This window comes from Pirellula sp. SH-Sr6A (assembly GCF_001610875.1).
In the GTDB taxonomy this organism is placed as follows: Bacteria; Planctomycetota; Planctomycetia; order Pirellulales; family Pirellulaceae; genus JBKCUI01.
In genome coordinates this window covers 4210394-4233788 of sequence record NZ_CP011272.1, presented here as the reverse complement: position 1 = coordinate 4233788, position 23395 = coordinate 4210394, and the positions used below count along the sequence as shown (strand labels likewise).

The window sequence follows — 23395 nt, the reverse complement described above, 5'->3', positions numbered from 1 at the left end:
TTCCCCTATGTTCGCATCCATCCAATACGCCACTGTTCCCTTGCTGATTCTATCCGTTTGCTTGACCACCAACGCTCGAGCGCAAGAGAAGGAACCGAACCAGCTGCGAAGCTTTTTCATCTTCCTCACGACAGGACGCACCACGGCAGGAGTCGAAAAAGAGGAAGTGCAAAAAATGCAAAAACTCCACATCGATAACTTCGTCGCACAAGGCAAAAAAGGTCTGCTCTTTGCCGCGGGTCCCGTCGCCGACCCTCAAAAAACCTTGCGAGGCATTGTCGGAGTTCGGGCGCAAGATCGAGAGCGAGTTCCCGAGCTATTCCGCGATGACCCATACGTCGACCAAGGATTCATGAAACTTGAAATCAACGGTATCGATCGCGAGCTTGGGAAATTCGAAATGATCTTGGATCCGGTCGGCATGGAGGAGCATCGACTCGCTCTCTTCACGAAGAAAGAGTCCGTGGAAGCCCCTTCGCAATCAGAAAGAAACCAACAATGGGAATATTGGCAACAGGTCGCGCGAGAAGGCAAAGCCTCCGCCGCATTTCAATTCGACGATCGTTCCCCACGGCTCTCCGTTGCGATCCTGAAAAATACAGGAGAAGCTTCGGTGCAAGAGTTAGTTCAGAAGGACCCGCTGTTGGGTGGCGGAAAAGTGGATAGTCAGATCATACCTTTGTATGTGTCGAAAGGTGTCTTGAACTATCGAGCCGAAAGCAATTAAACCGCGGTACCACTAGAGAAATGCTTCAATAGCCCGTCGCACCTCGTCCGCACCCATATGCTTGACCGAGCGAACTTCCCCGATTTTCACGGGGAGAATAAGGGTCAGTACTCCATGCTCATTTTTCTTGTCCGATTGCATCGCCGATAAAATTGCTTCGCAGTCCATTCCTGGCTCGCATCGGGTGGGCAACTCCAGACGTTTTAAAAGCTGAGTCTGTCGCTCCCACGATTCGCGCGGCCAGAGGTTGTGTTCGGCAGCCAGCCACCCGGCCATCGTCATCCCGATGGAAATCGCCTCTCCATGCAAATACTTACCATAGGTGGTGATGGCCTCGATGGCGTGGCCAAACGTATGACCGTAATTGAGGACGGCTCTTAGTCCCGTCGTTTCACGCTCATCGCTCGATACCACTTGGGCCTTCAACTCGCACGAACGTTGAATCAGTTTCTCCATCGCCTGTGATTCCCGGCTCAGGATAGGTGCAACGTTTTGTTCTATCCACTGGAACAGCTCCGGATCGAGGATGACTCCGTATTTGACGATCTCCGCGATTCCGCTGCGAAATTCTCTTTCTGGCAAAGATTGCAACACGGTTGTATCGATAAGAACTGCATGGGGCTGCCAGAATGCACCGATTGCATTTTTGGATTGCGGAAGATTGATGCCGGTTTTCCCACCGACGCTGCTATCGACCATCGCCAAGAGCGTCGTGGGCACCTGAAAGAATCGAACGCCTCGCATGTAGGTCGCCGCGGCAAACCCAGCTAAATCGCCCACCACTCCCCCGCCGATCGCAATCACCACGGATTTGCGATCCATTCGAGCAGCTAACATTGCCTCCCATATGGACGACAGGGATGCGACGGATTTGCTTCCTTCACCGCTGGCCACTCGATAGCCCTGCACGCGGATACTACGACTAGCAAGTCGATCGGTAAAGGCTTCTCGCAATGAATCGAGATGCTCGTCCCAAATCAAGAAAGCATGCTGTAGGGATTCCAAGGAATCCAAACATCGCTGCAGGTTCTCTTCCCATTGACCGGTACCGATCCAAATGCTGTAGCTTCGTTCTTGCAAGTCCACTCGGACCGATTTTGTCATGACCTGTGAAGTTGGTTAGAGTGTTGTTTCTCAGTGGCGAGCACGACGCGCGTTCTCGACAAGTAATCATGAAGGGATTGACGATCCTTTCGGAAAATCGCCAAGGCAGCATCGGTAGCCACAAATAGGACTAAGGCCAAATCGGGCCACCTGCCAATTCCCTCATAATAGAGAGTCAGATAAATCACCAAAGGCCCAATCCACGAAATCGCATTGCGGAGCACTTCGCGGGTCACCATCTGTTCTCGACGAGGTGTCAGTCCATTCTCCTCGACAATTCGCAATTGAAACAAATATCTTCCGATCGATCGCCAACCGCGATAAATGAATGTCAGATAGATCGCAGGTACGATGAGCGAAATAAATGCGATGATCGGAACCATCCACTGAAACGCCTTGAACGCCCGATCCCGCAGCAGAAGAATGACGATGGCGAATGGTAGCAAGCACACGAGTAGGAAAAGTTGGTCCACCAAGTACGCCATCACGCGGGATGCCATCCCTGCTGTTGTCGTACTCACTGGTTCGATCGCTTGCAAATCCTCCAGCAACTCGTCGTAGCTGCGATAGCGATCCTCCGGCTTCTTCGCGAGAAGTCGAAGGACAACAGATGCGAACTCTCGAGGGATTTGATTCGGCCACACTTGAGGGAAATCGATGGTGGCAGTGATATGGGTGCTCAAACGCTCGCGCACCGTATCCCCTTGCAAAGCAAAAGGTGTCCTTCCAAAGACCAGCTCAAAAAGAGTCACCCCCAGTGCGTACATGTCAGACTGGATCGTGTTGGAACACTGCAACAACTCGGGGGCGAAGTAGGCCGGGGTTCCAGAGACCGATTCGGTGCGATTCTCAGAGGTCGTATTACTCGAAAGTCCGAAATCGGAAAGCTTGATATTGTTGTCCAAGGTAAGCAAGAGATTTGCCGGCTTGATGTCTCCATGCACGATCCCGAATTGCGACGCGTGATCCAATGCCGATACAACCTGGATACCGTATCGGATCGCGTCTGCGTAAGGAATCTTGCCGTCCTGTTTCAACTTCTCGGCCAACGTAGGTCCGGGCAATAACTCCATCGCGAGAAAAGGCTCTTCTCCCTCGCGCCCGACGTAATAGATTGTCACGACATTGGGATGGTTCAGCCGAGCCTGAGCAATCGCTTCGCGCAGGATAGCAGCCACCCGCGAGTCGACGGTTTGGTTTGGCTGCCGCATGACCTTCACAGCAACGAAACGTTGAAGGGACGTATCGAGCGCTCGATAAACCGAACCCATCCCTCCCACACCGAGCTTTCGGTCAAGTCGAAAATGCCCGTAATGATCTTGGGGCAGCTCGTCGGATTCGCTTAAATCAAAACAACTGAGATGGGAGGGCTCCTCCAAGCCGGTGATAGAGACCGTCGCGCTCATCGCCGTCTTCAACGCTTCCGGCTGCACGTGCCTTTGGCAGTCAGGGCACCTGCCACCCAAATTCAGATCGACCCGAAACTCCGTTCCGCATACGCAGCGATAAAGCAGATTGCGTTGCGCTGCGATGTGCGGAGTGAGATCGGCGGTTTCGGTGGGGTCCATGCCCCAAGTTTACTCGGAGCCCGGATATTTTGCAGTCGTTTTGCAATCGCTACGCAGCTTGCGATAAGCCCCCAGAACGAGAACCTGTGACTTTGGGACGGGACTGCTGCGATGCAGCACTCCGTTTCCAAAGCCCCGCAATCTCAGCGATCAAACTCTTCTTGACCGTCTCTCGGAAGATGCTGTCCGCAGGAAGCCCCGCCATCAGACTTCGGTGGGCTTTCCCCAAATTATGGTAAGGAATGCTCGGGAAAAGGTGATGGGTCGCATGATAACGCGTTCCCGTCGGGCCCCATAATTCGGTGAACCAAGGGCTGTATGGATAATCGCACGAATCTAATAGCTGCTGCTCAAAGGAAAGCTCGGACCCTTCCCCCGTCCAACGGTGCGCACCGAGCGTTCGGACATTGTTCATGACAATCATGGAAACGCTTACCGCGTACGCATAGAACCAAAAGGGATCCCACCAAGTCCCAGCAATCACAGGGCCATGCAACAAGATGAACCACGCAATTGCGAGGCAAGCGACCTCTTGCAACCGCATGATTCGGTAGACTTTCTCGCCCGCCTCAGGGCGGACATAACTGATATCCATAACCATCGTCGAGGCACGCGCGAACGTCCATTGGCGCACAGACGGATAAACCCAAGCGATGGGAGTGAGTATTCCCCAACGGATCAAAGCGACAAACGGCGTGACCAATGTGCCGAGCATGTACCAGACAATGGCGCTCGGGGGTTGATGGCTCAAATTCAGATACTCCGCGTCCTCTTCCGTTCCATAGGACTTCCTGCGGTGATGGTCGATGTGGGGGTAGTAAGTGAATGAAGGAATCATAAAGGGAATCCCGCACAAAGCGTTCCACACGATCCGAAACGCTGTCCAGCCTTCCTTGGGCAAATGAACCAACTCGTGGGTGAACATCGCGGCCCGGAGGTACAGCAAGACATTGGCCGCAAACAATCCAGCCTGGATTGCCCACGAAACCGGGGATGAGAGGTCGAGCCACCTCCAAGAATTCACATTCAGCGAAAAGCACGCGTGACCCGCGATAATAGTCACCAAAAAATCGGTCCAAAAAACCCAAGGCACGGGCCTATGGAGGTCTTTCACAAGCTCTTTCGCTTGTCGGATGGAAAACTTGGGCGTCTCGAGCGAAGTGAGTTCCATGGTATCGGTCCGGAAAAAAGTTCCGCAAAGGAAGAATCACGGCAAAACCATTATCGACCTTCAATCCATTTCCATACGTTCTCGCCACTCCAGGCTGAAATCCTTTTCCAGATTACCCAAATCACGACCACTTTCAGCACCTTCCCTACCACTTTTTTTAGGGGGCTTTCAACATCGCTCGCTGGACCGAACTGCCGCCTTGACGTTGGAATCGAGCGATTTTCGGGACTCCCCGTAAAAAGTGAGTATTTTTGCTACGCTCCAAGACCTTAAATCGTTGAACGTACTCGGCGGAGACGGGAGAATAAAAAAGCTCGGCAACGACTAGTGGGTTCGCCCCCCAAAATCGGTTCCCCCTAAGGTCCCATCAGTTCTGAAACGCAAAAACCATGCTACGACGACCAAAGGATCACACCGACTCCAACCCACCAACTGATCTCCAGCCCGCTCCCGCAGCGGAAATGGGCACGGAAGGTCTCGAAGAGGATGGGGGAGACGAGGAGTCCGGTAGCTGGGTCGATGCGGACACAAAATCCTTCTTGGTGAGCATGCTGGTCCATGTCGCCGTGATCGTCGGTTTGGCCTCGTTTACCGTCGTCACGCAGCCAGAAGTACTGCAAATTCTCATCCAGTCGACTCCGACGGAAATCGAACCCCCTCTTCTCGATGTCGTCAGTGACTTGGCCTACTCCGAAGCCCCCTCCGAAGAGATAGGGGCAAATTCGGAAGGGCTTGCCGATATGGCTCTCTCCACCGCAGCCTCCTTAGCAACAATCTCCGAGCTTCCATCGACGCCTATCGACGTATCCATTCCAACCGGAGAATTGAACGTGTCGATCGATATCCAAAAAGCAATCGGCATCACCGAAGCCCCCAACGCGGTCAAGGGTATGACCGGAGTGGGAGTCACAGGGACCGATGGAGCCGTCGACCGAATCACCTACGAACTCCTGCAAGCGATCGAGCAACGCCCGACACTCGTGGTCTGGTTGTTCGATAGCTCCGTCTCCATGGCGAAACGACGCGATGAAATTCGCAACCGATTCGATCGCATCTACGAAGAACTTGGAATCGTTCAAGAAGAAAAGAAAAAGAGATCCGCTGGCGTCGACCTGAGCCAACCCCTTCTGACAGGAATCGTTTCGTTCGGACAGGACGTTAAATTCCTCACGAAGAATCCCACGGCAGACTTGGGCGAAATCCGTGAGGCAATCGAGGGGATCGAAGTCGATGAATCAGGAGTCGAAATGGTCTTTACCGCGGTCAAAACCGTCGCGGACAAGTACAAAACCATGCGAGTCTCCCGCGGTCCCGATGACCCAGAACGCAACGTAGTCCTCATCACGATCACCGACGAACGGGGCGACGACGCGGCTGCAGCAGACGAAGCGATCGCGCTGTGCAGGAAATTCGGAATCCAATCCCACGTCCTCGGTGTTCCCGCCCCGTTTGGCCGCGAATTCACTTACATCAAATTCGTCGACCCAGATCCCAAATACGATCAGACGCCCGACTGGCGGCAAGTCGATCAAGGACCCGAGACACTCGTTCCCGAACGCGTCCAACTCGGCTACCAAGACAATTACTACGAGGAACCGGTCATCGACTCGGGGTTCGGTCCCTACGCTCTCTCACGCATGTGCTACGAAACAGGTGGTATCTATTTCTCGATCCACCCGAATCGAAAAGTGGGACAGCGCGTGCAAGCAAGCGACGTGGAAGCCTTTGCATCGCGAATGAGCTACTTCTTCTCCCCCGATGTTATGGAGGCCTACCGCCCCGATTACTTGTCTGACTCCGAATACATGAACCGCATCAAAAAGAGCCCGCTGCGCGCCGCATTGGTTCAAGCGGCTAAGCTTTCACGCGTCGGCACACTCGACAAACCTAAACAAGTCTTCATCAAACGAGAAGAAGCGACCTTCATACGCGATCTCACCCTCGCCCAACAAGAGTCCGCGAGACTCGCGCCGGAACTTTTTCAAATGTGCGCCATGCTTGCAGAAGGCGAAAAATTCCGATCCCGCGAGACCTCGCCGAGATGGCTGGCGAGCTTCGACCTCTCCTATGGCACTGCCCTCGCCGCCAAAGTCCGCGCAGAATCCTACAACGCGATGCTGGCCAAAGCGAAACGAGGAATGCCTTTCGAACAGAAGGAGAGCAACACATGGAATCTCAAACCGAGCGACTCCGTGGGTGGCGATAGTAAATTGGAAAAGGAAGCGAAACTGGCTCGCGAACTATTGCAAGGAGTCGTCGATCAACACCCCGGTACCCCCTGGGCACTCCTCGCTTCGCGTGAACTCGATCATCGCGTCGGCTGGGAATGGGAAGAGAGCTTCACCGATCTGAATCCGCCCCCACGCAACAATAACCGTCCCGCCAATAACAATCCGCCACCTCCCGCACGCGACGACGAAGCTCGCATGCTTAAACCACCACCTCCCAAGCGCCCTGCGACCAAAATCTAGCACTGCCACTCTGGGATGTCTTGATAAGATCTCGCCCTACGATCGATCGACCATCCATAGCTCGGCAACTTCTTTACGGACCAAACCGCCAGCTACCAACCTGCGAAGGGACTCGTCCATGGTGACCATCCCTTCGTTTCGACCTGTGAGTATGTAGTTGTCGACACTTTCGAGCTTTCCATTTCGGATCGCTGCGCCGATCGGCGCGTTGTTGAAGAGAATCTCCAGCGCAAGCTCTTGTTTTTCGTTCGGAGTAACGCTCTCGATCAATCGCTGGCAAATGACAGCGCGGAGCGAAGAAGCCAACTGCGATCGGACTTCATTCTGTACCGACTGCGGAAAGAAATCCGCATAACGGGAGATCGCCCCCTTCGCGTCGCGTGTATGCAAGGTGGAAAAGACCAAATGCCCCGTCTCGGCAGCGCTCAACGCCATCTTCGCTGTTTCTTGATCTCGAATTTCACCGACCAAGATCACGTCGGGGTCTTGCCGAAGCCCATACTTCAAACCGTCATGAAACGTCTCCACATCGGTCCCTATTTCCCGTTGCGTCACCAAGGAAGCGGGACAAACGGGAAACCGATACTCGATCGGGTCTTCAATCGTGACGATCCTGGAACCACCCTGTCGATTCAATCGCTGGATAATCATCGCCAGCGAAGTGCTCTTTCCCGCCCCTGTAATCCCGGCAAACAGAACCAATCCATGGGGAAACTCAATCAATCGACGTGCAATATCTTCGGGGAACGATGCCCAAGAAAAGCTAGGGATTTGATCTGGAATGAAACGAATGCATGCACCGACCTTTCCGTTACTCAAGAAGAGATTGATCCGCAATCGAATCGTTTCTTCATCGAATCGAACTGCGATAGCAAGATCGCAATTCTTAACAGAGGCCATTCGCGTCAGCTTCTCGTCGGTGACGATAGGTCGGAGGGCATCGAGAATCCGCTCTTCTGTGAGCGATACATTTTCGATCGGGACTAGCTTTCCAAAAGTTCGAAGCATGGGTGGATAGTCCGCGATCAGGTGAAGATCCGACGCTCCTCGCTTTGCTCCTTCGCCAAACCAAGTGCGAAAATCTCCTTGGATTGAATCCCATTCCCATTCGATGGCCATTTCATCCTCCAGCCGCTCTGCAGCATTTTCGATCGTTGTTTTGTTTGGGCGGGAGGCTATCATAACCGCGTGTCGCCAAGGAGTGCGCGACATGGAGAACGATTCAACCACATGACTATGGCCGATGATTCCTATGGAATACCATCTCCATCACTCGCTAGTCTGGCGAGGCAATTGAGGAGCACTCACTTTGCGGGATGATCACAAGACCATCGAACGATTCAGCCGAGACGAGGAGCATGCCATCTATTGGGGAGATGTCCTGAAAGTCATGGAGGAGTGTGTTCCCGATCAATCCATCGATCTTCTTTTCGCGGACCCACCCTATAACATCGGCAAGCAATACGATTCGTTTTTGGACCGTTGGGAATCCGACGAAGCCTACGCGGATTGGTGCTATCAATGGCTGGCACTCGGGCTCCGAAAACTAAAGCCAACAGGATCGCTCTACGTCATGTCCAGCACACAAGCGATGCCGTATCTCGATTTGTTTCTCCGCAAGCGATCCACAGTGCTGGCGAGAATCGTGTGGCATTACGATAGCTCGGGAGTTCAAGCGAAGCGGAAATTCGGTTCGATGTACGAACCGATATTGCACTGTGTTATGAATCCGAATCAATACACCTTCAACGCCGATGCGGTACGTGTGGATGCCCCCACGGGCTCGGTCCGACGCTTGATCGATTATCGCAAATCTCCCCCCGTTCCCTACAATAGCTCTAAAGTTCCAGGGAACGTTTGGGAGTTCCCCCGTGTTCGCTATCGTATGAACGAATACGAACATCACCCAACTCAGAAACCGGAAGCACTTTTGGAACGGATGCTTCTCGCTAGCAGTCATCCTGGAGATTGCATTCTCGATCTGTTCTCTGGGACCTTCACCGCGAGCGCCGTCGCAAAACGCTTGGGACGCCGATCGATCGGAATCGAACAATCGGGCGAATACGTCAAAATTGGTTTGAGAAGGCTTTCGATCTGCGAAACCTTCCAAGGAGAACTCCTCGTTCCCATCCAAAAACCTTACGTCCGAAAAAATAAGAGCTTGCGTTAGCCGGGAACCTTTCGGAGAAGCATGAGCTCCGCATGAAGCCCAGGGCCGAACGCAATCATAAGACAATAAACCGGGGAGGTAGAAGCGGGATCCAAGCCAGCGGTGATTCGTTCGAGAATGAAAATCACGGTTGGGGAAGACATGTTTCCGCATTCCCGAAGGACTGCTCGCGAGTCCTCCACCTTGCTGGCCGGCAATCGAAAAGCGGCCTCGCAAGCATCCAAAATGCGAGGGCCTCCTGGGTGGATTGCCCAGTGATCGATCTGCTCGATCGACAGTCCGTGCGAAGAAAGCCAATGGGAAACCGGTTCATGCAAGCTGTTTCGGAGTACGCTTGGCACTTCGGGGGAAAGCTGCATGACAAATCCATGGTCGCTGATCTTCCACGACATGGCTCGATCGGTATCAGGAATCCAAATCGAATGGGTCGATAAAATCTCCCACCCCTTGTCAGCGGCCGTCACGGCGTGATTACGATGGACCACCATTACTCCTGCTGCTCCATCCGCAAACAACGCATTGGCGACGAGTTGCTGTGGGTCGTCCGTGTATTGCTGATGAAGGCTACAAAGTTCGACGGCGCCGACGAGCGCAATCGCGTTCGGATCGGCTCGAACAATCGCATCCGCTGTTCGCATTCCGTTGATCATACCGTGGCACCCCATAAACCCAACGTGCGTTCGGTGAATGTGGGGACTCATTCCGATCGCACCCATAAGCCGATGATCGATACCAGGCGCGCAAAATCCAGTGCACGAAACTGTGATCAAGTTGTGTATTTCCGTGGGATGGATACCGGCATCTTCCATCGCGTTTCGACACGCAGCTTCCAACAACGGAGGCGCGAACTGTTCATAGGCTGCCATGCGTTGACTAGTCGATGGGCCATTCGTCGATTCGGCCCTAGGTAAATAGAAGTCCTGGGGAACTGAATCCGATTCGGCTTGATCATGAAGCAAAACGGAGTAACGATGACCGACTCCCGACTTTCGATACAAAGCAGGTATTGCATGATTCCACCGCAAACTGATCTCCAGACTGCTCGCGAGACGCGCGGCATCCTCCTGATCGATTCCGATCGAAGGGAGCTGTGTTCGAAACGACCGCAGACACGCCGTCATTGCATTGCCTTTCTGACGAGAAAGCGACGAACTGGAGGGAATACATCCAGTCCTCGCAAAATCCATTTGCATCGATTGGGTTTTCGCGCCTGCGCAGCAACCCATGTCGCCACCCAAGTCTTCGTCGAGCGTTCCTGCCGCGCCCAGTCGTTCCAATGCTTGGCTAATTGCATCCATCCTTCTTCTTGAGAAGAACCAAACAATGCAGCCAATCGCTTCGCACTAGCGAACGCCCAGGACATGCCTTCTCCCGTGAATGGCTCGACGTAACCGAGCGCATCTCCAACTAAGAATGTTCGTCCGATCCCCACCACGGCAGAGCTACGGGTCAGGGGTGGAGTTGCGAACCACTCTGTATGGAGTCTCCCAAAGAGGCTATCGCGCTGGCAATCTTGAAGAATGGAATCGACCGTCCCCCCGATACATTGCCGGTTCTCAATTCTATCGGGATCGATGGCTGCAGCGAAATCAACATATCCGTCATCCGAGAGACAAATCCCCAAATATCCGGACTTGCCCACGAGCATATGAAGCTGCCTTTGGGCGACGAGCGATCGCAACCATTCGCAGCTTCCAAGCTGAGAATGCAAATCCGATAAATGACAAAGAGCGTGTACACCAATCCTAGAACGATCTGAGATCTGTTGATTCCATCTCGGATCCTTTTGAATAGGAGAACGGGTCAGTCCAGCCGCGACGGCCACCATCCCTGCGTGAACAAATGTTGCCGCACGTGTCTCCCCTTCCTTCTGCAATTTCACAGTCGCTGGTCCCGATTCGCCTGCCTCCACGACTGTTCCGCGTGTGTTCCAGCGAATCTCGCATCCCGCAGCAATGGCTGTCTCTGCCAACACTTGATCGAGTGTCGAACGTCGAATGCTAAGCATGGTGGGCACTTTCCACGAAGACAAAGTCCCTTGGCAATCAACGACGAGTTCCTCGATTGGAGTTCCTAGCGCCATGACCCGTCCCAGGATTCCTAGTTCTTTCAAGTGCCCTTGAGCACGACGGTTCAGACAGCCACCACATACTTTTTCACGTGGAAACGTCTTTGCCTCCAGAATCAAAACCCGATGCCCGCCTCGAGCCGCTCGGATCGCAAAACTAAGGCCCGCCACTCCAGCACCGATCACGACGCAGTCCCAATCAGTTTCCAAAATTGGATGCGATTTTGAATCGTGGGTGACTGCCTCCATTACTCAGTCCGCTCCCATCTTAAAAGGAATCGCATTGGCCAACATCTTCGAACGGAGATGGGATGCAGTCCAGCATCCGCAGCGATCTCGCGAATTTCCGAGATAGTGAACGCGGCTCGAACCGATTGCGGACCATCGAAATGAACGATCGGAGAACGGGAGAGCAATCGGCACCCCGATTGAGCTAGCAGCCAACCTCTTCTCGATCGGATCAAATCGTCCACGACCAAAGCATGCTCCGCGAGCGATGCCATCCGAGCTAAAAGTTCCAACGATTGCCCATCGGTAAAGTGATGCAAAAACAGCGAGCAGTAGACGATGTCAAACGGTCGAGGTTTCTGCGCCGCTAAGCTCGTATCTAACGCATTGCGACATTCGAATCGAACTTCGCATGCATGCTTCGTTGGGGCAAGTCTTCGATCGCGATTTGCGGTCGCTTGCGCGACGGCCGTTTCGCTAAAGTCCCATCCGGTTACCGATATGGGATGGTGATTTGCTATCCGACTTGCAACGTCGCAAGCGATGTCGCCGCTCCCGCACCCCAAGTCGAGGATACGGCAATGTTTTAGCTTCCTCATCTTGATCAATGCGTTGATTTCGGCGGCGATGCGCTTCGCCGTTCCACTCCATTGATTGATGAGTCTCAGACCAGCCAAAGCCAATTGGTGTTCGGCGATGTCCAGCTCTGGATCGTCCATTAGCTCGGGGACTAGGTGACGTGTATGCATCTACGCCTCGACCGCAGGAGATAAGGAATCAGGTTTTCGATTGGGCGCCACCCAATGACCGAATCGCGTCTGTAACAAGGCAGGGAGCAAACAAAGGTCCCCTACCAAAGCGAGGGATAGGATCGAAATCATCAAGAACGCGAACTGTCTGGTTGGGTTGAAATCCGCAAACAAGAAAGGAAGCATCGCGCAACATGCGATCACCGTCGTTTGGATCATCGCTTGCGCACACGCGACGAATGTGCGTTGGACCGCGTCGGCAGCAGAGTAACCAGCCTCTTTCTCCTTGCGATACCAACAAATGAAATGAAGTGTATCGTCCACGGCAATTCCAAGTGCGATACTTGCAGTCAAGATCCCGGCAATGTCCAGCGAATAACCGAGCCACCCCATCGCTCCAAACGCCATGGTTACCGGAAGTACGTTCGGCACCATCACCAACAATCCACCCTTCACACTCCGCACGATCCACATCATCACCGGCGTGATCAATGCAAACGCGGAAAGAAAGCTGTAACCCAAATCGGATAGTAACGCTACTTGTGTTTCATGCATCACGGGTGCTAAACCCGTAACCGTGACGACCGCATCGGATTTTTCCTGGTCGAGACACTTATGGACAGCGGCCTCCAATCGATCGGTCGCCTCTCGATAACTCATCGATGTTAACGCAGAGACTTTCGTCGCCAACCGCCACGAAGTCGCCGTGGGAGAATCATGCAGGAAGCCACGCTCCTGTAATTCCGAAAATGCCCCTTCGATCCTCTGCTTGTAGACACCCCGTTGGGCAGCACCTCGCACCCCCCTAGCCTCCCCGATTTGCGGTAGAAAGGTCGCCGCGGAGAGGGTCGCACCAACCTCCGAGAGCTCGTCGACTTCTCGTTGCACTATCGAAACCAATCGAGCTTGCTCTAAAGAATTGGCTGAACTGTTTGCGTCAAATCGAAGTACAATCTCCACCGAAGCAATCGGCCCGAGATGATCTTCAAACCAATCCATATCCTGCGACACGGGGTCCGAAGGTGGGAATAGATCGCAAAACTTCGTCGATGCATTCAACTGTGTCACTCCCTCCAATGAAAGACAAAGCAACAACATTCCGACTGTAGAAATCCACGCCGCGTTCTGCGACTGCCATCGTAGGTAGCGAATGGCGAGGAACAAGAACAGCGATGGTCGCCCGGTATCTTGCGACGTATCTTGAGGCGTATCTTGAGGCGTATCTTGAGGCGTATCTTGTGACGGGTGGGAGGGCCTGGCAACGCCGAGCAAATACGGAAAGTAAACGAGCAACATAACGGTCGCTATCCCAAGGGCAACTGCAGACAACCCTCCAAACTCCCGAACTGGGGAAAGCTCGCTCACGAGCAGCGACCCCATGCCGAGCATGGTTGTCCCTGATGAAAGGATACACGGCCAAAATCCATGTCTGACCGCTTCCCATCCCGCTCCCTGTTTGGTGGGCTGTCTGGAATCTCGCTGGTAGTTCACAAGGTGAATGGCCCCCGAGAGGGTCAGCATAAAGATCAACGTCGGCAAAACGATGAGCACCGCACTGAATTGAAATCCACCGTAGTAGACCAAGGAGACCGATACCAGTTGCCCAGCCGTTGCCAAGAGGAATGCAATCAATGCGTAACGCCAACTTCTTAACAACAAGCAAGCCATAACAACCGCAGCGATCGAAGATGGGATCACCAACTGCGATAGACTCTTTGCCGATGCGACATCGATTGCGTATGACTCGTACAAGGAGCCTACCATGCGGAGCGAATCACTCCCTAAAGACTCCGTCTCGTCTGCGGCCCGTCGCACGCGCCGGATCAATTCCGCGTGATGATCGACACCAGTAGGCGAAGCGATGAGAAACAACGCACACGTCCCATCAGCACCTAGCAACGTTCCCTGCAACCGCTCTCTCGCCTGCTCGGGGCGAAGCCGCAGTGGTTCTCCTTCGAGAGTCGCCAACACCTCGGGAGTCGTCACCATCGAACTCACGAAACCATCATCCACCACGGAATCTTGAAGCTTGGATGCCAGTGCCGGAATGCGAGGATCATCGATAGTCGCACCGTCCCAAGAAACCAATAATGTCTGATCGCTGCCGAATTGTTGCTGAAAGCGATCGTACGCTCTTTTTTCTGGACGGGAGGAGGGAAGCCATTCATGCACCCCAGCCGATCCTATGGGCAAGTGAACCGTGGCATTCAGTGCAAAGGGGATCGCAACCATCGCAATGAGCGCGACGATCCAAGTACGATGACAAAAAAAATTCACGGTCTCTGCTTTTCCGACTAGTCAATGATGCCGACTGCATGCTAACGTGATCCGCATACTTCTTTTGCAATCAGGCGCTCCATTGCAACCAGTCTCATCCTAACGACGAAAGGATTTCGAGGTGAGAGCAAATCTATTATTCGCAAACACTTGCAAGCAGATCGCATGGCTCAAGGAGTCATTAACCCAGAAGCGATCAGTCTTGGCGTGCAAGATCACAATGTCTGTCCTTCTGCTGCTAGGTTGGTTTGTTTCCCACGCGACCGCGCAGAACGGGACTGAAAAAAATTGGGTAGCAGGGGAAATCAACACCGAATTCAGCCGCGTTTTCATTTTTGTAGACAAGGCAGGTTTGGTAGGCCATCAACACGCAGTCGAGGGGCGACTAAAGGATGGACATCTAGTTATTAATGATGACAAAAAATCGTCCATTACCTTTGATATGAAAAGCTTTGATGCGGATACGCCTCTTGCCAGGAAATACCTGTCAATACAAAGTGAAATTGATGAAGAAACAAGAAAGAAGGTGAATGAGAACATGCTTGGTCTCGAAATACTCTCGGTCGAACACTATCCTGAAGCGACGTTAAAAAACGTCAAATGGAAACCGACAGGAAAGACCTCGAAACGGAATCTGCCAGAGTATTTACTGGAGGGTAACTTCACGTTGCATAAAACAACACGACCTATCCAGGCGGTATGCGATGCCGAGCTCAAAGATGGTTGGCTGCATGTCCGAGGCGCATTTCGCATTTTGCAGTCGGACTACAGAATCAAACCATTCAGCAAAATGATGGGGACTGTCGGAGTCAAAGATGAGCTTCGAATCTACGGGGATCTTTGGGTCGTTCCAGCATCATGATTGAGTGTCCAGCGATTGAGAAGCGAGTGATCCAAAGTCACTACGATGTGAGCACCTTGTTCTATCGACTCTTATGGGGGCCACACATCCATCACGGCTACTGGGAGGGGAGCGAACCACCCGCCACAGCGCAACTCGCATTGACAGAGCGCCTCGCCGGGCTCGCGGAAATACGGAATGGCTCCGTCGTCTACGACATTGGCTGTGGAATGGGTGGTTCTTCTATTTGGTTGGCTCGAAAGAGAGATTGCCACGTTACAGGGGTTACGCTCAGCCCGGTACAGAAGCATTGGGCAACCCTCGCGTGCCTGGGCCGTTCGTTTCACAACAGACCCAAATTCCGCTGTAGCGACGCGGAATCCATCCACTTCGACGCGCAGTCGGCTGACTATGTATGGAGCATCGAGTGCACGGAGCACTTGTTCGATAAGCCAGCTTTTTTTAAACGGGCTGCAAGCTGGCTTAAGCCTGGTGGGAGATTTGCATTGTGCGCATGGTTAGCGGGCTCACCACCTTTGGATTCCGATCGTGTTTCGCAAGTCGTAAAAGTGTGTGAGGGGATGTTCTGCCCATCGCTCGGTACCCAAGACGACTACGTACAATGGTTTGAACAAGCAGGTATGCGCGTGGTGCACCAAGGTCTGTGGACTCGCAATGTCGAACGTACTTGGGAGATTTGCAAACGCCGTGTCGAACAATCGGGTGTGCGTCTGATTGCCAAACTACTTGGCCGTAACCACACGCTGTTTCTGAACCATTTTGATGCCATTCTCAATGCGTATCGAAGTGGAGCCATGGAGTATGGATACTTTGTCGCGGAGAAGGTCGGATGATACGTTTGGCAGGGATGCTTTTCGGAATTGGGACACAATTGCTGTTTCTCTACACGGTTGTTTTTCTTTTTCTCTTCCTCCGATATGGGACCGAACAGGGCTTCGCCTCCTGGTGGTTGACGGATTTGGTGCTTGCAATCGGATTCGCTTTGCCACACAGCCTGTTGTTGGCACCACCGGTTCAAAAGCGGATCAAAGTTTACCTCCCTGCCGCTTGGATTGGATGTGTTCACTGCTCGGTGACCTGCGTTAGTTTGCTGGTCCTGTTTCACTTTTGGGGGCGCAGTGACACCTACATCTGGAATCTGCACGGAGCTAGCGAGTCTGTCGTTCTAGGGCTTTTTTACCTTTCGTGGGCGGCGCTTTTTTACAGTCTTTGGTTAACGGGGCTTGGCTATCAGACGGGATTGACTCCTTGGTGGTATTGGCTCCGAGGAGAGAAACAACCCCAGCGACAATTTGTTACCCGCGGAGCCTTTAAGTGGATGCGGCACCCTGTCTATATGAGTTTCCTTGGGTTGATCTGGTTCACTCCCCAGATGACCTTGGATCACGCAATCCTGACGACGGTTTGGACTTTCTACATCTATCTGGGTAGCTACTTCAAAGATCAGCGATTGATTCGTTATATAGGGCAACCGTATGTGGAATATGGAACGCGAGTCGTCGGATTCCCCTTGATCGGTTTCGGTTCATTGCGGAAACTACCATCGACGATGAAAACCGAATCGTAATTCGCATAGAACCTTTCGGAACATGACTCTGCTCCCAATCTGCCATCGCGGTCTCAAACATGACCGATAGGCTCGACCTGACCCCGTACCCGGTTAAGCCCCTTAAACTTTACGCGATCGTCCTGTTGCTCTCCTTTGGGGCGGAGTTCGTCGTGATGTCGCTCCTGCCGTACATCCTCCCAATCGGTAGCAGCGTGGTCTTCGAAGCAATCATCGACTCCTGCCTGCTGACCCTTCTTTTAGCACCTGCTCTTTGGTTTTGGATGATCCGACCCATCCAGCAGCTTGCACAAAGCCGCATGCTCTTTTTGCGTCGGTCCATGTTCGCGCAAGAATCCGAGCGGCAGCGGCTTCGGCAGGAATTACACGACGGAATCGGGCAATCGATCACCAGCGTACTCCTCCACCTCCGCGCTATGGAGGAATCACCGCAGTCCGCCGAAATTCGCAGTGAACTATCGGAAGTCCGAAAAACCGGAGCCGATATCCTCGTTGAATTGCGTCGACTCGTGTCGGGACTTCATCCTGCCGTTCTCGACACTCTAGGGTTGTCGCAGGCGATTGAAAAGTTGGTTCGGGATATGCAGCCATCCTCCAAAGCAATTATCTCGACGGCATTCAAGGGAATGGATACCATCTCGTTCGAACGCAACTACGCCACAACGGTGTATCGAATTGTTCAAGAAGGGCTGGCGAATGCGATCAAGCATGCAAACGCCGCACACATTCGCGTAGAGTTGTCCAATGATCAGCAAGAGCTTCACGTCCGTGTGCAAGACGATGGTATCGGCATGGCTCTTTCTCGGGCGCTACCGACGGCATCCGGAAATGGCCTCATTAGCATTCGCGAGCGAGTCATGTCCGTGGGAGGGCAGGTGGAGGTCTTGAGTTCCGAAAAAGGGACTACTGTTCATGCGGTCCTACCCGCTCGCACAGAGGACGTATCATCGTGACGCAAACGCAAGTGCTACTGGCAGACGATCATGCCTTGGTGCGGGCAGGTATTCGACTACTTATCGAAACCCAGAGGGACTTCGAGATCGTAGGGGAGACGGGATCGGCAAGCGAAACGATCCAAGCAGCCCAGAATTTGCAACCCGATCTGATTCTCTTCGATCTTTCCATGCCTGGTGGAGAACCATCGCAGACGATCAACCATCTTCGATACCAAAATGCGAAGAGCAAGATACTTGTTGTGACGATGCACGATGATCGAGAAATAGTAAGAAAGATGCTTGCAAGCGGTGCGCACGGGTACATCGTTAAATCGGTAGCCGATGTCGACCTCCTCAATGCAATGCGATCGGTGATGGACGGAAAGCTCTATATCAATTTGGGAATTGCAGCCGAGACCCATGAAAGAGCATCCAGTCAAGCTCCAGAGAAAGATCCATTGGAAGACCTCAGTCAACGAGAGAAAGAAGTTCTCGGACTCTTGTTGCGGGGATACACGAATCAGGCCATCGCAGACCAATTGCGTGTTGGTGTAAAATCGATCGAGTCGTATCGATCGCGCATGATGACCAAACTCAACCTTGCTTCGAAATCAGATTTGATGGAATTCGGAATCCGCCACGGATTGATTTACTAGCTTTGCCCCTACCCGCTCTCGTTTTGCCTCCCCACGGAGTCACCAACGTCGCGCCATCGCGACGAAAAAAACAGCCCTTATAACTTGTATTGAGCATTTTCCAAAGCGACATCAATCAAGGTTAGTAAGCTCCCCTGGCCCGAATCAGCTCCATTAGATGGGTGCCTCCCAACGCTGGTAATGATTTACGAGAGCATGTTGTTTGCGAGCGATTGAAGCTGGTCGTTGATCGAGCAAAAATTGTGGGTGTCTCCTATTCAACTCCCCCCTCAAAAGGTGGGTGCCTCTTATTGAGGTGTTGCGTCTTGGCGCCGTTGCGAGAAAACTCCCTCCATCCTGTTGGATGGGTGCCACACAACGCTGGTAATGATTTGCGAGAGCATTTTGTTTGCGAGCGATCGAAGCTGGTCGTTAATGGGCTTTATGTTCGGCTCGCCGGTTTGACGCATGCGTTTCTTGCGTGGATAAGTGCGGCTGTTCTTTTCGCTTTGCCGGGACGACTCGTCAGCAAGAACACACAAAGACAGTTGCCTAGAAAGATCCACCTTGATACCACTCAATCGAGAGACCAGCTCCATTAGATGGGTGCCTTCTATTTCCCTCCCCCCAATCTCCCCCCGTTAGGTGGGTGCCTCGAATCCCCGCCCCCTCAAAAGGTGGGTGCCTCTTATTTACTTATTTAATCGAGGAAGGTGCGACCATGGTCCGCCTTGGATCCACACAGTTTCACTCTTCGATGGTGTCCTAATGCCGATGCGTCTACGCCCCCCAAAAGGTGGGCGCCTCCTATTTCCGCTATTTCCGCCCCATTAAGTGGGTGCCCCGAATCCCCGCCCCTCCCCTTTTGCGTCTTGGCGCCTTCGCGAGAAACCCTCCCCCCCATTAGGTGGGTGCCTTGAATGGCACTGTAATCGATTTGCGTAAGTCGTTTCATTCAAATCGGTTATCGCCTTTATAGAGTCGCTTTTGGAGTTGTTTTCTGGGTTCGGTCATCAGCGCGTATTGGTCGCGGCGTCGCTTTACAACTCGCGGTTCAATCCGCCCCGGACGGTTGCCAACCTTACAGTTCGCAATCCGCTCGAGGAGAAATCTGGCGTAACGCTCAAGTTGCTTGCCGCGAAGATGAGCCGTCACCTCCTGCCAACTCGCTAGGATGTACTGGCTAGCACAGACGAAGCTGATCTCTCGCGGCCGCTTTCCAGAGAGCGAAGCGGCAGAGCAAATCGTTGTTCGAATCAAGTTGTAGGCAAGAAGCGTCGTCCATAACTCTCGCCTGACCATCTCGGGCGATAAGCATCTCACAAAGTTTAAATTCATAAACGTCTTGATAGAACGGATGTCAAGTTCTGCATTCCAACGAAAGCTAAACAGATCGGATATCTCCTCATAGCTAACACCCTGGTCACCCTTGTGCTCTAGCAATGTTGTCACAATGATAAACGGGCCTGATTTACGGCCCGGAGCTTCGACCGTATATCGCAACTCCCGTAATTCGATCACGAGCGGTAAGGATTGGTACATCTCGTGGCTCATCCAGGCCGGACGAGCGGGACGATACCACTGAATCAAGTGATCTTGTTTACCCAATCGCTTTCCAGTTCGAAAATCTGTGTGTCCCTTCTTCCTGCGAAAACAAACATGAACGTTCAATTTCATGAACATCGCGATCAACCAGTAGTTACAAAAGAAGCGGTCAGCAATCACGATATCTCCCGCTGAAAAACCTTTGAGCAACCGACGCAGAAGACTGGTTTCGCCCGTTTCTTTTCCGCTGAAGGGACCGACCGTTGCATCAAGCAAACAACCTGTGGCCAACGACATCACAGCCAAGACACGAGCAATAGGAAAACCAATCCCTGGCTTTTGGGCAGTATGCTGCGGATACTCTTTCTGGTTCTTTCGCGTATCGGGCATTTTGAAAGTAAATCCATCAATAAGCTTGGCATGCATAGACTTCCAGAGCCATTTGGACTCCACCTTGGCTTCCGCTTCAGAGGCAACACCAAGGCATAGTTCTTTCAAAGCGTCCTCGGGAAGCTTTGCTCTTGCGCGACAGTAGTTCCCCGTATCGGCCCCGGGTGCTGACTTCCCGTGAAGAGTAAAGAATGCCGTAATACGAGCGACGGCGGACTGGCAAGCGGCTTCTTTCCCATCACGCATAATTTGCGACATGAACGCCCACAAGACAATTGCGGTGGAATAGATCCCATTCATCGTGCAACCGTGCTTGCGAAAAACATTTCTGATGTGCTGCTCGCAAAGAATCGATGCAAACGGCAGTCCGGGTTGCAGCAGGAAAGCCTTGATGGAATCTCCAAAGCTGAAATTGGCTTGAGATCGCCTTGGTGGTATAGAGACCAAAACAAAACCCTCCTTGGTTTATGTTTAGGCAACTTAACCAAGGAGGGACGATCAAAATCATAGCCAAGAAAATGGGTTCATAGCCAGAACAATCTTCAAGGCGAGCGAGATTCTAAAGAAAATTCCCGCTCTGTCGCTAGGGGGAACTGCGCGATCATTGGAGATTACAGTGCCATTCGTGGGTGCCTCTCATTTACCCCTCTCCAAAAAGTTCACCTATTTGGTTGCATCCCTTCCTTCAATCCCATAAGGTGATGGGATCTACACCCCGAACTTCTTGGAGAAATCCACCATGTCCAGCACGCTCCGCTGTGAGCAGTTCGTCAGCGACGAAATCTGCCTTGTTCATTGCTACCATCGCTGTGTCCGTCGTGCCTTTCTTACTGGCTTCGATCAGCTCACCCAGAAAGACTACACCCACCGCAGAGAATGGATTCGCCAGCGCCTGGAGTCCCTGGCCTCTGTCTTCGGTATCGACGTTCTCCAATATGCCGTCCTATCCAATCACCTCCATGTCATCCTCCGCAATCGCCCCGATGTCGTGAAGACTTGGTCCGACGTAGAAGTCGCCACCCGCTGGCTAAGACTCTTTCCAGGCACCCGAATCCTCGATGTCTTGGCCGAGCCCAACGAGGAGGATGTCCGAAGCGCTGTAGCCAATCCCGAGAAGATCCAAGAGTATCGCAGCCGACTCTCCGATATCTCTTGGTTCATGCGTTCTCTCGCAGAAGTCATCGCCAGGCGAGCCAATGCAGAAGATGAATGCAGTGGCTGCTTCTGGGATGGCCGATTCAAAGCGAAGCGGCTACTCGATGAAGCGGGTTTGCTGGCCTGCGCCATGTATGTGGATCTCAATGTCTTGCGCGCGAACCTGGCCGCAACAATCGAACTCTCGATGCACACGTCGGTGTTTGATCGAATCGAGGCTGCCAAGGGAGCGATGATCGAATCCTCGGCTCTGGATCGTATTCCCTTGTCCCGGGAGGAATCGATCGCGAGGAGGACCAAGATGACGCTCGAGGAGCAGAAGAAGGCTCGTAAGCAGACTGGCCCCCGTCCACTGGTCCCCCGAGACGCCTGGTTGGCCCCTTTGACGCTCGACCCCGAAGTGGACGCGTTTGATCCGCAGGCCAGCACCAATGGTCTGCGCGCCAGCAACCGAGGGTTCTTGACGATGAACCTGGAGGACTATGTGAAGTTGTTGCAATGGACAGCTAAGCAGCAGGATCATCCGCCAGGGAGCGTGTGTCCGGTTCCTGAATCCTTAGAGCCCTTGTTTACCGGCTTGGGAGTGGAACCGAGCATGTGGTGCGACTTGGTGTGGAACTACACCAAGTACTTTGGGACAAGCCGTTGTAGTGGGAATCCCAAGGCGATGATCGCCGACGCGGAGCGGACCCACAAGCGCTGGAGTCGCGGCCAGCGCCAAGCTGCCGCTTGCTTCGCCTAGCGGGCAGCGCTTCGCGACAACTGGCCAGTAGCAAGGAGCAAGTAGCAAGTGGCTCCGCTAGCTCCGGTTCCCCACCTTGGAGCCTGAGCCAGAACCCCGCTCTCCAGTCTCCCGCTCTCCCATCTCCCTCACTTCGCCCTCCTGCATCTTCGGGGCCGGTTCGCCGCTGCGCCCATCCGAGCCCAATCCCCCCGAATTCCAGCCCCCCAGGCCACTTCAGCCCCACCCCCCTCCGTCCCCCCCAAAAGATGGGTGCCTTCTATTGGGAATGACTGCCTTGGTTAGGTGGGTGCCCCGAATCCCCGCCCCTCCCCTTTTGCGTCTTGGCGCCTTGGCGAGAAACCTCCCCCCCCCCCATTAGGTGGGTGTCTTCTATTTAATTAGGTGGGTGCCTCTCATTTACCCCCTCCAATCGCTGGGTGCCTGCTATCGGGAATCGGGGCCGGAATCGGGAATGGGTGGGTGCCTGCTATCGGGAGAAGGGCTTAGGCTGATGCGACCAAAGATTAAAGTCACGAACAATACGGTGTACGGGTTCTTTCGACCGCTGCAATAGGTGAGTGCCTACTATTTGTTTGGGTGGGTGCCTACTATTTGAAGAGCGATTGCGCCGCAATGAGTGGGTGCCTCGGATTTGGTGATCGCGTTTCGTTGCGTCTTGGCGTCTTTGCGAGAACTCTCCCTCCAAAAGATGGGTGCCCACTATTAAGCCTTGGAGTCTGAGCCAGAACACTCGCTCTCCAGTCCCCCTCTTTCCCATCTCCCTCTCTTCGCCCTCCTGCATTCTCGGGTCCGGTTCGCCGCTGCGCCCATCCGAGCCCAATCCCTCCGAATTCCAGCCCCCCAGGCCACGTCAGCCCCCACTTCCACCCCAAAACCCCGTCCCCCCTCCATCCCCTCCCTTCAAAAGATGGGTGCCTACTATTAAGCCACTTCCGCATCCACTTCCACCCCACCCCCTCCAAAAGGTGGGTGCCTGCTATTGGGAATGCTATCGGGATAGATGGGTGCCTCAGATTTGGTGCTATTGA

18 protein-coding genes are annotated in these 23395 nt (G+C 53.3%); 9 read left to right on the top strand and 9 right to left on the bottom strand.

What is annotated here, in order from left to right; all coding sequences use genetic code 11:
• Positions 1-7: 7 nt before the first annotated feature.
• Entirely contained in the window at positions 8-727 is a 720-nt protein-coding gene (locus tag VN12_RS16150; RefSeq protein WP_146677801.1) for a hypothetical protein, read from the top strand.
• A 12-nt stretch (positions 728-739) separates the two neighbouring features.
• Here the strand turns inward: VN12_RS16150 and aroB are convergent, their stop codons facing one another.
• Genes aroB through VN12_RS16135 form a run of 3 tightly spaced genes read right to left on the bottom strand, consistent with a single transcriptional unit; the run spans position 740 to position 4570 of the window.
• Positions 740-1831: a 3-dehydroquinate synthase gene (aroB, locus tag VN12_RS16145; RefSeq protein WP_146677800.1), complete on the bottom strand. Its 1092-nt coding sequence runs from the start codon at positions 1829-1831 to the stop codon at positions 740-742.
• Entirely contained in the window at positions 1828-3399 is a 1572-nt protein-coding gene (locus tag VN12_RS16140; protein WP_146677799.1) for a protein kinase domain-containing protein, read from the bottom strand. The genes aroB and VN12_RS16140 overlap by 4 nt, the downstream gene beginning before the upstream one ends.
• Before the next feature lie 49 nt (positions 3400-3448).
• On the bottom strand, positions 3449-4570 hold the full coding sequence (locus VN12_RS16135; RefSeq protein ID WP_146677798.1) for a fatty acid desaturase family protein: 1122 nt from the start codon (positions 4568-4570) through the stop codon (positions 3449-3451).
• A gap of 389 nt (positions 4571-4959) precedes the next feature.
• Here VN12_RS16135 and VN12_RS16130 point away from each other — a divergent pair, with 389 nt between their 5' ends.
• A complete protein-coding gene (locus VN12_RS16130; RefSeq protein ID WP_146677797.1) occupies positions 4960-7041 on the top strand; it encodes a vWA domain-containing protein in 2082 nt (693 codons plus the stop codon).
• Between the two features lie 36 nt (positions 7042-7077).
• Here VN12_RS16130 and VN12_RS16125 read toward each other — a convergent pair whose 3' ends face one another.
• Positions 7078-8223, bottom strand: coding sequence for a type IV pilus twitching motility protein PilT (locus VN12_RS16125; protein WP_168164460.1), 1146 nt, complete (start codon positions 8221-8223; stop codon positions 7078-7080).
• A gap of 127 nt (positions 8224-8350) precedes the next feature.
• Here VN12_RS16125 and yhdJ point away from each other — a divergent pair, with 127 nt between their 5' ends.
• Positions 8351-9211, top strand: coding sequence for an adenine-specific DNA-methyltransferase (gene yhdJ, locus VN12_RS16120; protein ID WP_205855063.1), 861 nt, complete (start codon positions 8351-8353; stop codon positions 9209-9211).
• Here the strand turns inward: yhdJ and VN12_RS16115 are convergent.
• Genes VN12_RS16115 through VN12_RS16100 form a run of 4 tightly spaced genes read right to left on the bottom strand, consistent with a single transcriptional unit; the run spans position 9208 to position 14533 of the window.
• Positions 9208-10332, bottom strand: a complete 1125-nt coding sequence (locus VN12_RS16115; RefSeq protein WP_168164459.1) for a type III polyketide synthase — start codon at positions 10330-10332, stop codon at positions 9208-9210. The genes yhdJ and VN12_RS16115 overlap by 4 nt on opposite strands.
• Positions 10329-11489 carry an NAD(P)/FAD-dependent oxidoreductase gene (locus VN12_RS16110; RefSeq protein WP_205855062.1) on the bottom strand — a complete coding sequence of 387 codons (1161 nt, stop codon included), beginning with the start codon at positions 11487-11489 and terminating at the stop codon, positions 10329-10331. Before VN12_RS16110 ends, VN12_RS16115 begins: the two co-directional genes overlap by 4 nt.
• A 38-nt stretch (positions 11490-11527) precedes the next feature.
• Entirely contained in the window at positions 11528-12256 is a 729-nt protein-coding gene (locus VN12_RS16105) for a methyltransferase domain-containing protein (RefSeq protein WP_146677793.1), read from the bottom strand.
• Positions 12257-14533 carry an efflux RND transporter permease subunit gene (locus VN12_RS16100; RefSeq protein ID WP_146677792.1) on the bottom strand — a complete coding sequence of 759 codons (2277 nt, stop codon included), beginning with the start codon at positions 14531-14533 and terminating at the stop codon, positions 12257-12259.
• Between the two features lie 121 nt (positions 14534-14654).
• Between VN12_RS16100 and VN12_RS16095 the strand changes: the two genes are divergently transcribed.
• From VN12_RS16095 to VN12_RS16075, 5 genes are read left to right on the top strand one after another with little or no spacing between them, the layout of a single operon-like run.
• Positions 14655-15395 (top strand): YceI family protein, encoded by a 741-nt coding sequence (locus tag VN12_RS16095; RefSeq protein ID WP_168164458.1) that lies wholly within the window; start codon positions 14655-14657, stop codon positions 15393-15395.
• A complete protein-coding gene (locus VN12_RS16090) occupies positions 15392-16228 on the top strand; it encodes a class I SAM-dependent methyltransferase (RefSeq protein ID WP_146677790.1) in 837 nt (278 codons plus the stop codon). The genes VN12_RS16095 and VN12_RS16090 overlap by 4 nt, the downstream gene beginning before the upstream one ends.
• Positions 16225-16962 (top strand): methyltransferase family protein, encoded by a 738-nt coding sequence (locus VN12_RS16085; protein ID WP_146677789.1) that lies wholly within the window; start codon positions 16225-16227, stop codon positions 16960-16962. Before VN12_RS16090 ends, VN12_RS16085 begins: the two co-directional genes overlap by 4 nt.
• 59 nt (positions 16963-17021) lie before the next feature.
• Positions 17022-17915 carry a sensor histidine kinase gene (locus tag VN12_RS16080; protein WP_146677788.1) on the top strand — a complete coding sequence of 298 codons (894 nt, stop codon included), beginning with the start codon at positions 17022-17024 and terminating at the stop codon, positions 17913-17915.
• The gene (locus VN12_RS16075; RefSeq protein WP_146677787.1) at positions 17912-18553 is read left to right on the top strand and encodes a response regulator transcription factor; all 642 of its coding nucleotides are present in this window, start codon (positions 17912-17914) and stop codon (positions 18551-18553) included. Before VN12_RS16080 ends, VN12_RS16075 begins: the two co-directional genes overlap by 4 nt.
• Before the next feature lie 930 nt (positions 18554-19483).
• Here VN12_RS16075 and VN12_RS16070 read toward each other — a convergent pair.
• A complete protein-coding gene (locus tag VN12_RS16070; RefSeq protein ID WP_146677786.1) occupies positions 19484-20914 on the bottom strand; it encodes an IS4 family transposase in 1431 nt (476 codons plus the stop codon).
• Positions 20915-21206: 292 nt separating this feature from the next.
• Between VN12_RS16070 and VN12_RS16065 the strand changes: the two genes are divergently transcribed.
• On the top strand, positions 21207-22364 hold the full coding sequence (locus VN12_RS16065) for a hypothetical protein (protein WP_146677554.1): 1158 nt from the start codon (positions 21207-21209) through the stop codon (positions 22362-22364).
• Positions 22365-23395: the final 1031 nt, after the last annotated feature.

Coding starts and splice junctions, on each gene's coding strand:
- VN12_RS16150 (WP_146677801.1), top strand. CDS start 8: ATGTTCGCATCCATCCAATACGCCACTGTTCCCTTGCTGATTCTATCC.
- aroB (WP_146677800.1), bottom strand. CDS start 1,831: ATGACAAAATCGGTCCGAGTGGACTTGCAAGAACGAAGCTACAGCATT.
- VN12_RS16140 (WP_146677799.1), bottom strand. CDS start 3,399: ATGGACCCCACCGAAACCGCCGATCTCACTCCGCACATCGCAGCGCAA.
- VN12_RS16135 (WP_146677798.1), bottom strand. CDS start 4,570: ATGGAACTCACTTCGCTCGAGACGCCCAAGTTTTCCATCCGACAAGCG.
- VN12_RS16130 (WP_146677797.1), top strand. CDS start 4,960: ATGCTACGACGACCAAAGGATCACACCGACTCCAACCCACCAACTGAT.
- VN12_RS16125 (WP_168164460.1), bottom strand. CDS start 8,223: ATGATAGCCTCCCGCCCAAACAAAACAACGATCGAAAATGCTGCAGAG.
- VN12_RS16115 (WP_168164459.1), bottom strand. CDS start 10,332: ATGACGGCGTGTCTGCGGTCGTTTCGAACACAGCTCCCTTCGATCGGA.
- VN12_RS16105 (WP_146677793.1), bottom strand. CDS start 12,256: ATGCATACACGTCACCTAGTCCCCGAGCTAATGGACGATCCAGAGCTG.
- VN12_RS16090 (WP_146677790.1), top strand. CDS start 15,392: ATGATTGAGTGTCCAGCGATTGAGAAGCGAGTGATCCAAAGTCACTAC.
- VN12_RS16085 (WP_146677789.1), top strand. CDS start 16,225: ATGATACGTTTGGCAGGGATGCTTTTCGGAATTGGGACACAATTGCTG.
- VN12_RS16080 (WP_146677788.1), top strand. CDS start 17,022: ATGACCGATAGGCTCGACCTGACCCCGTACCCGGTTAAGCCCCTTAAA.
- VN12_RS16065 (WP_146677554.1), top strand. CDS start 21,207: ATGTCCAGCACGCTCCGCTGTGAGCAGTTCGTCAGCGACGAAATCTGC.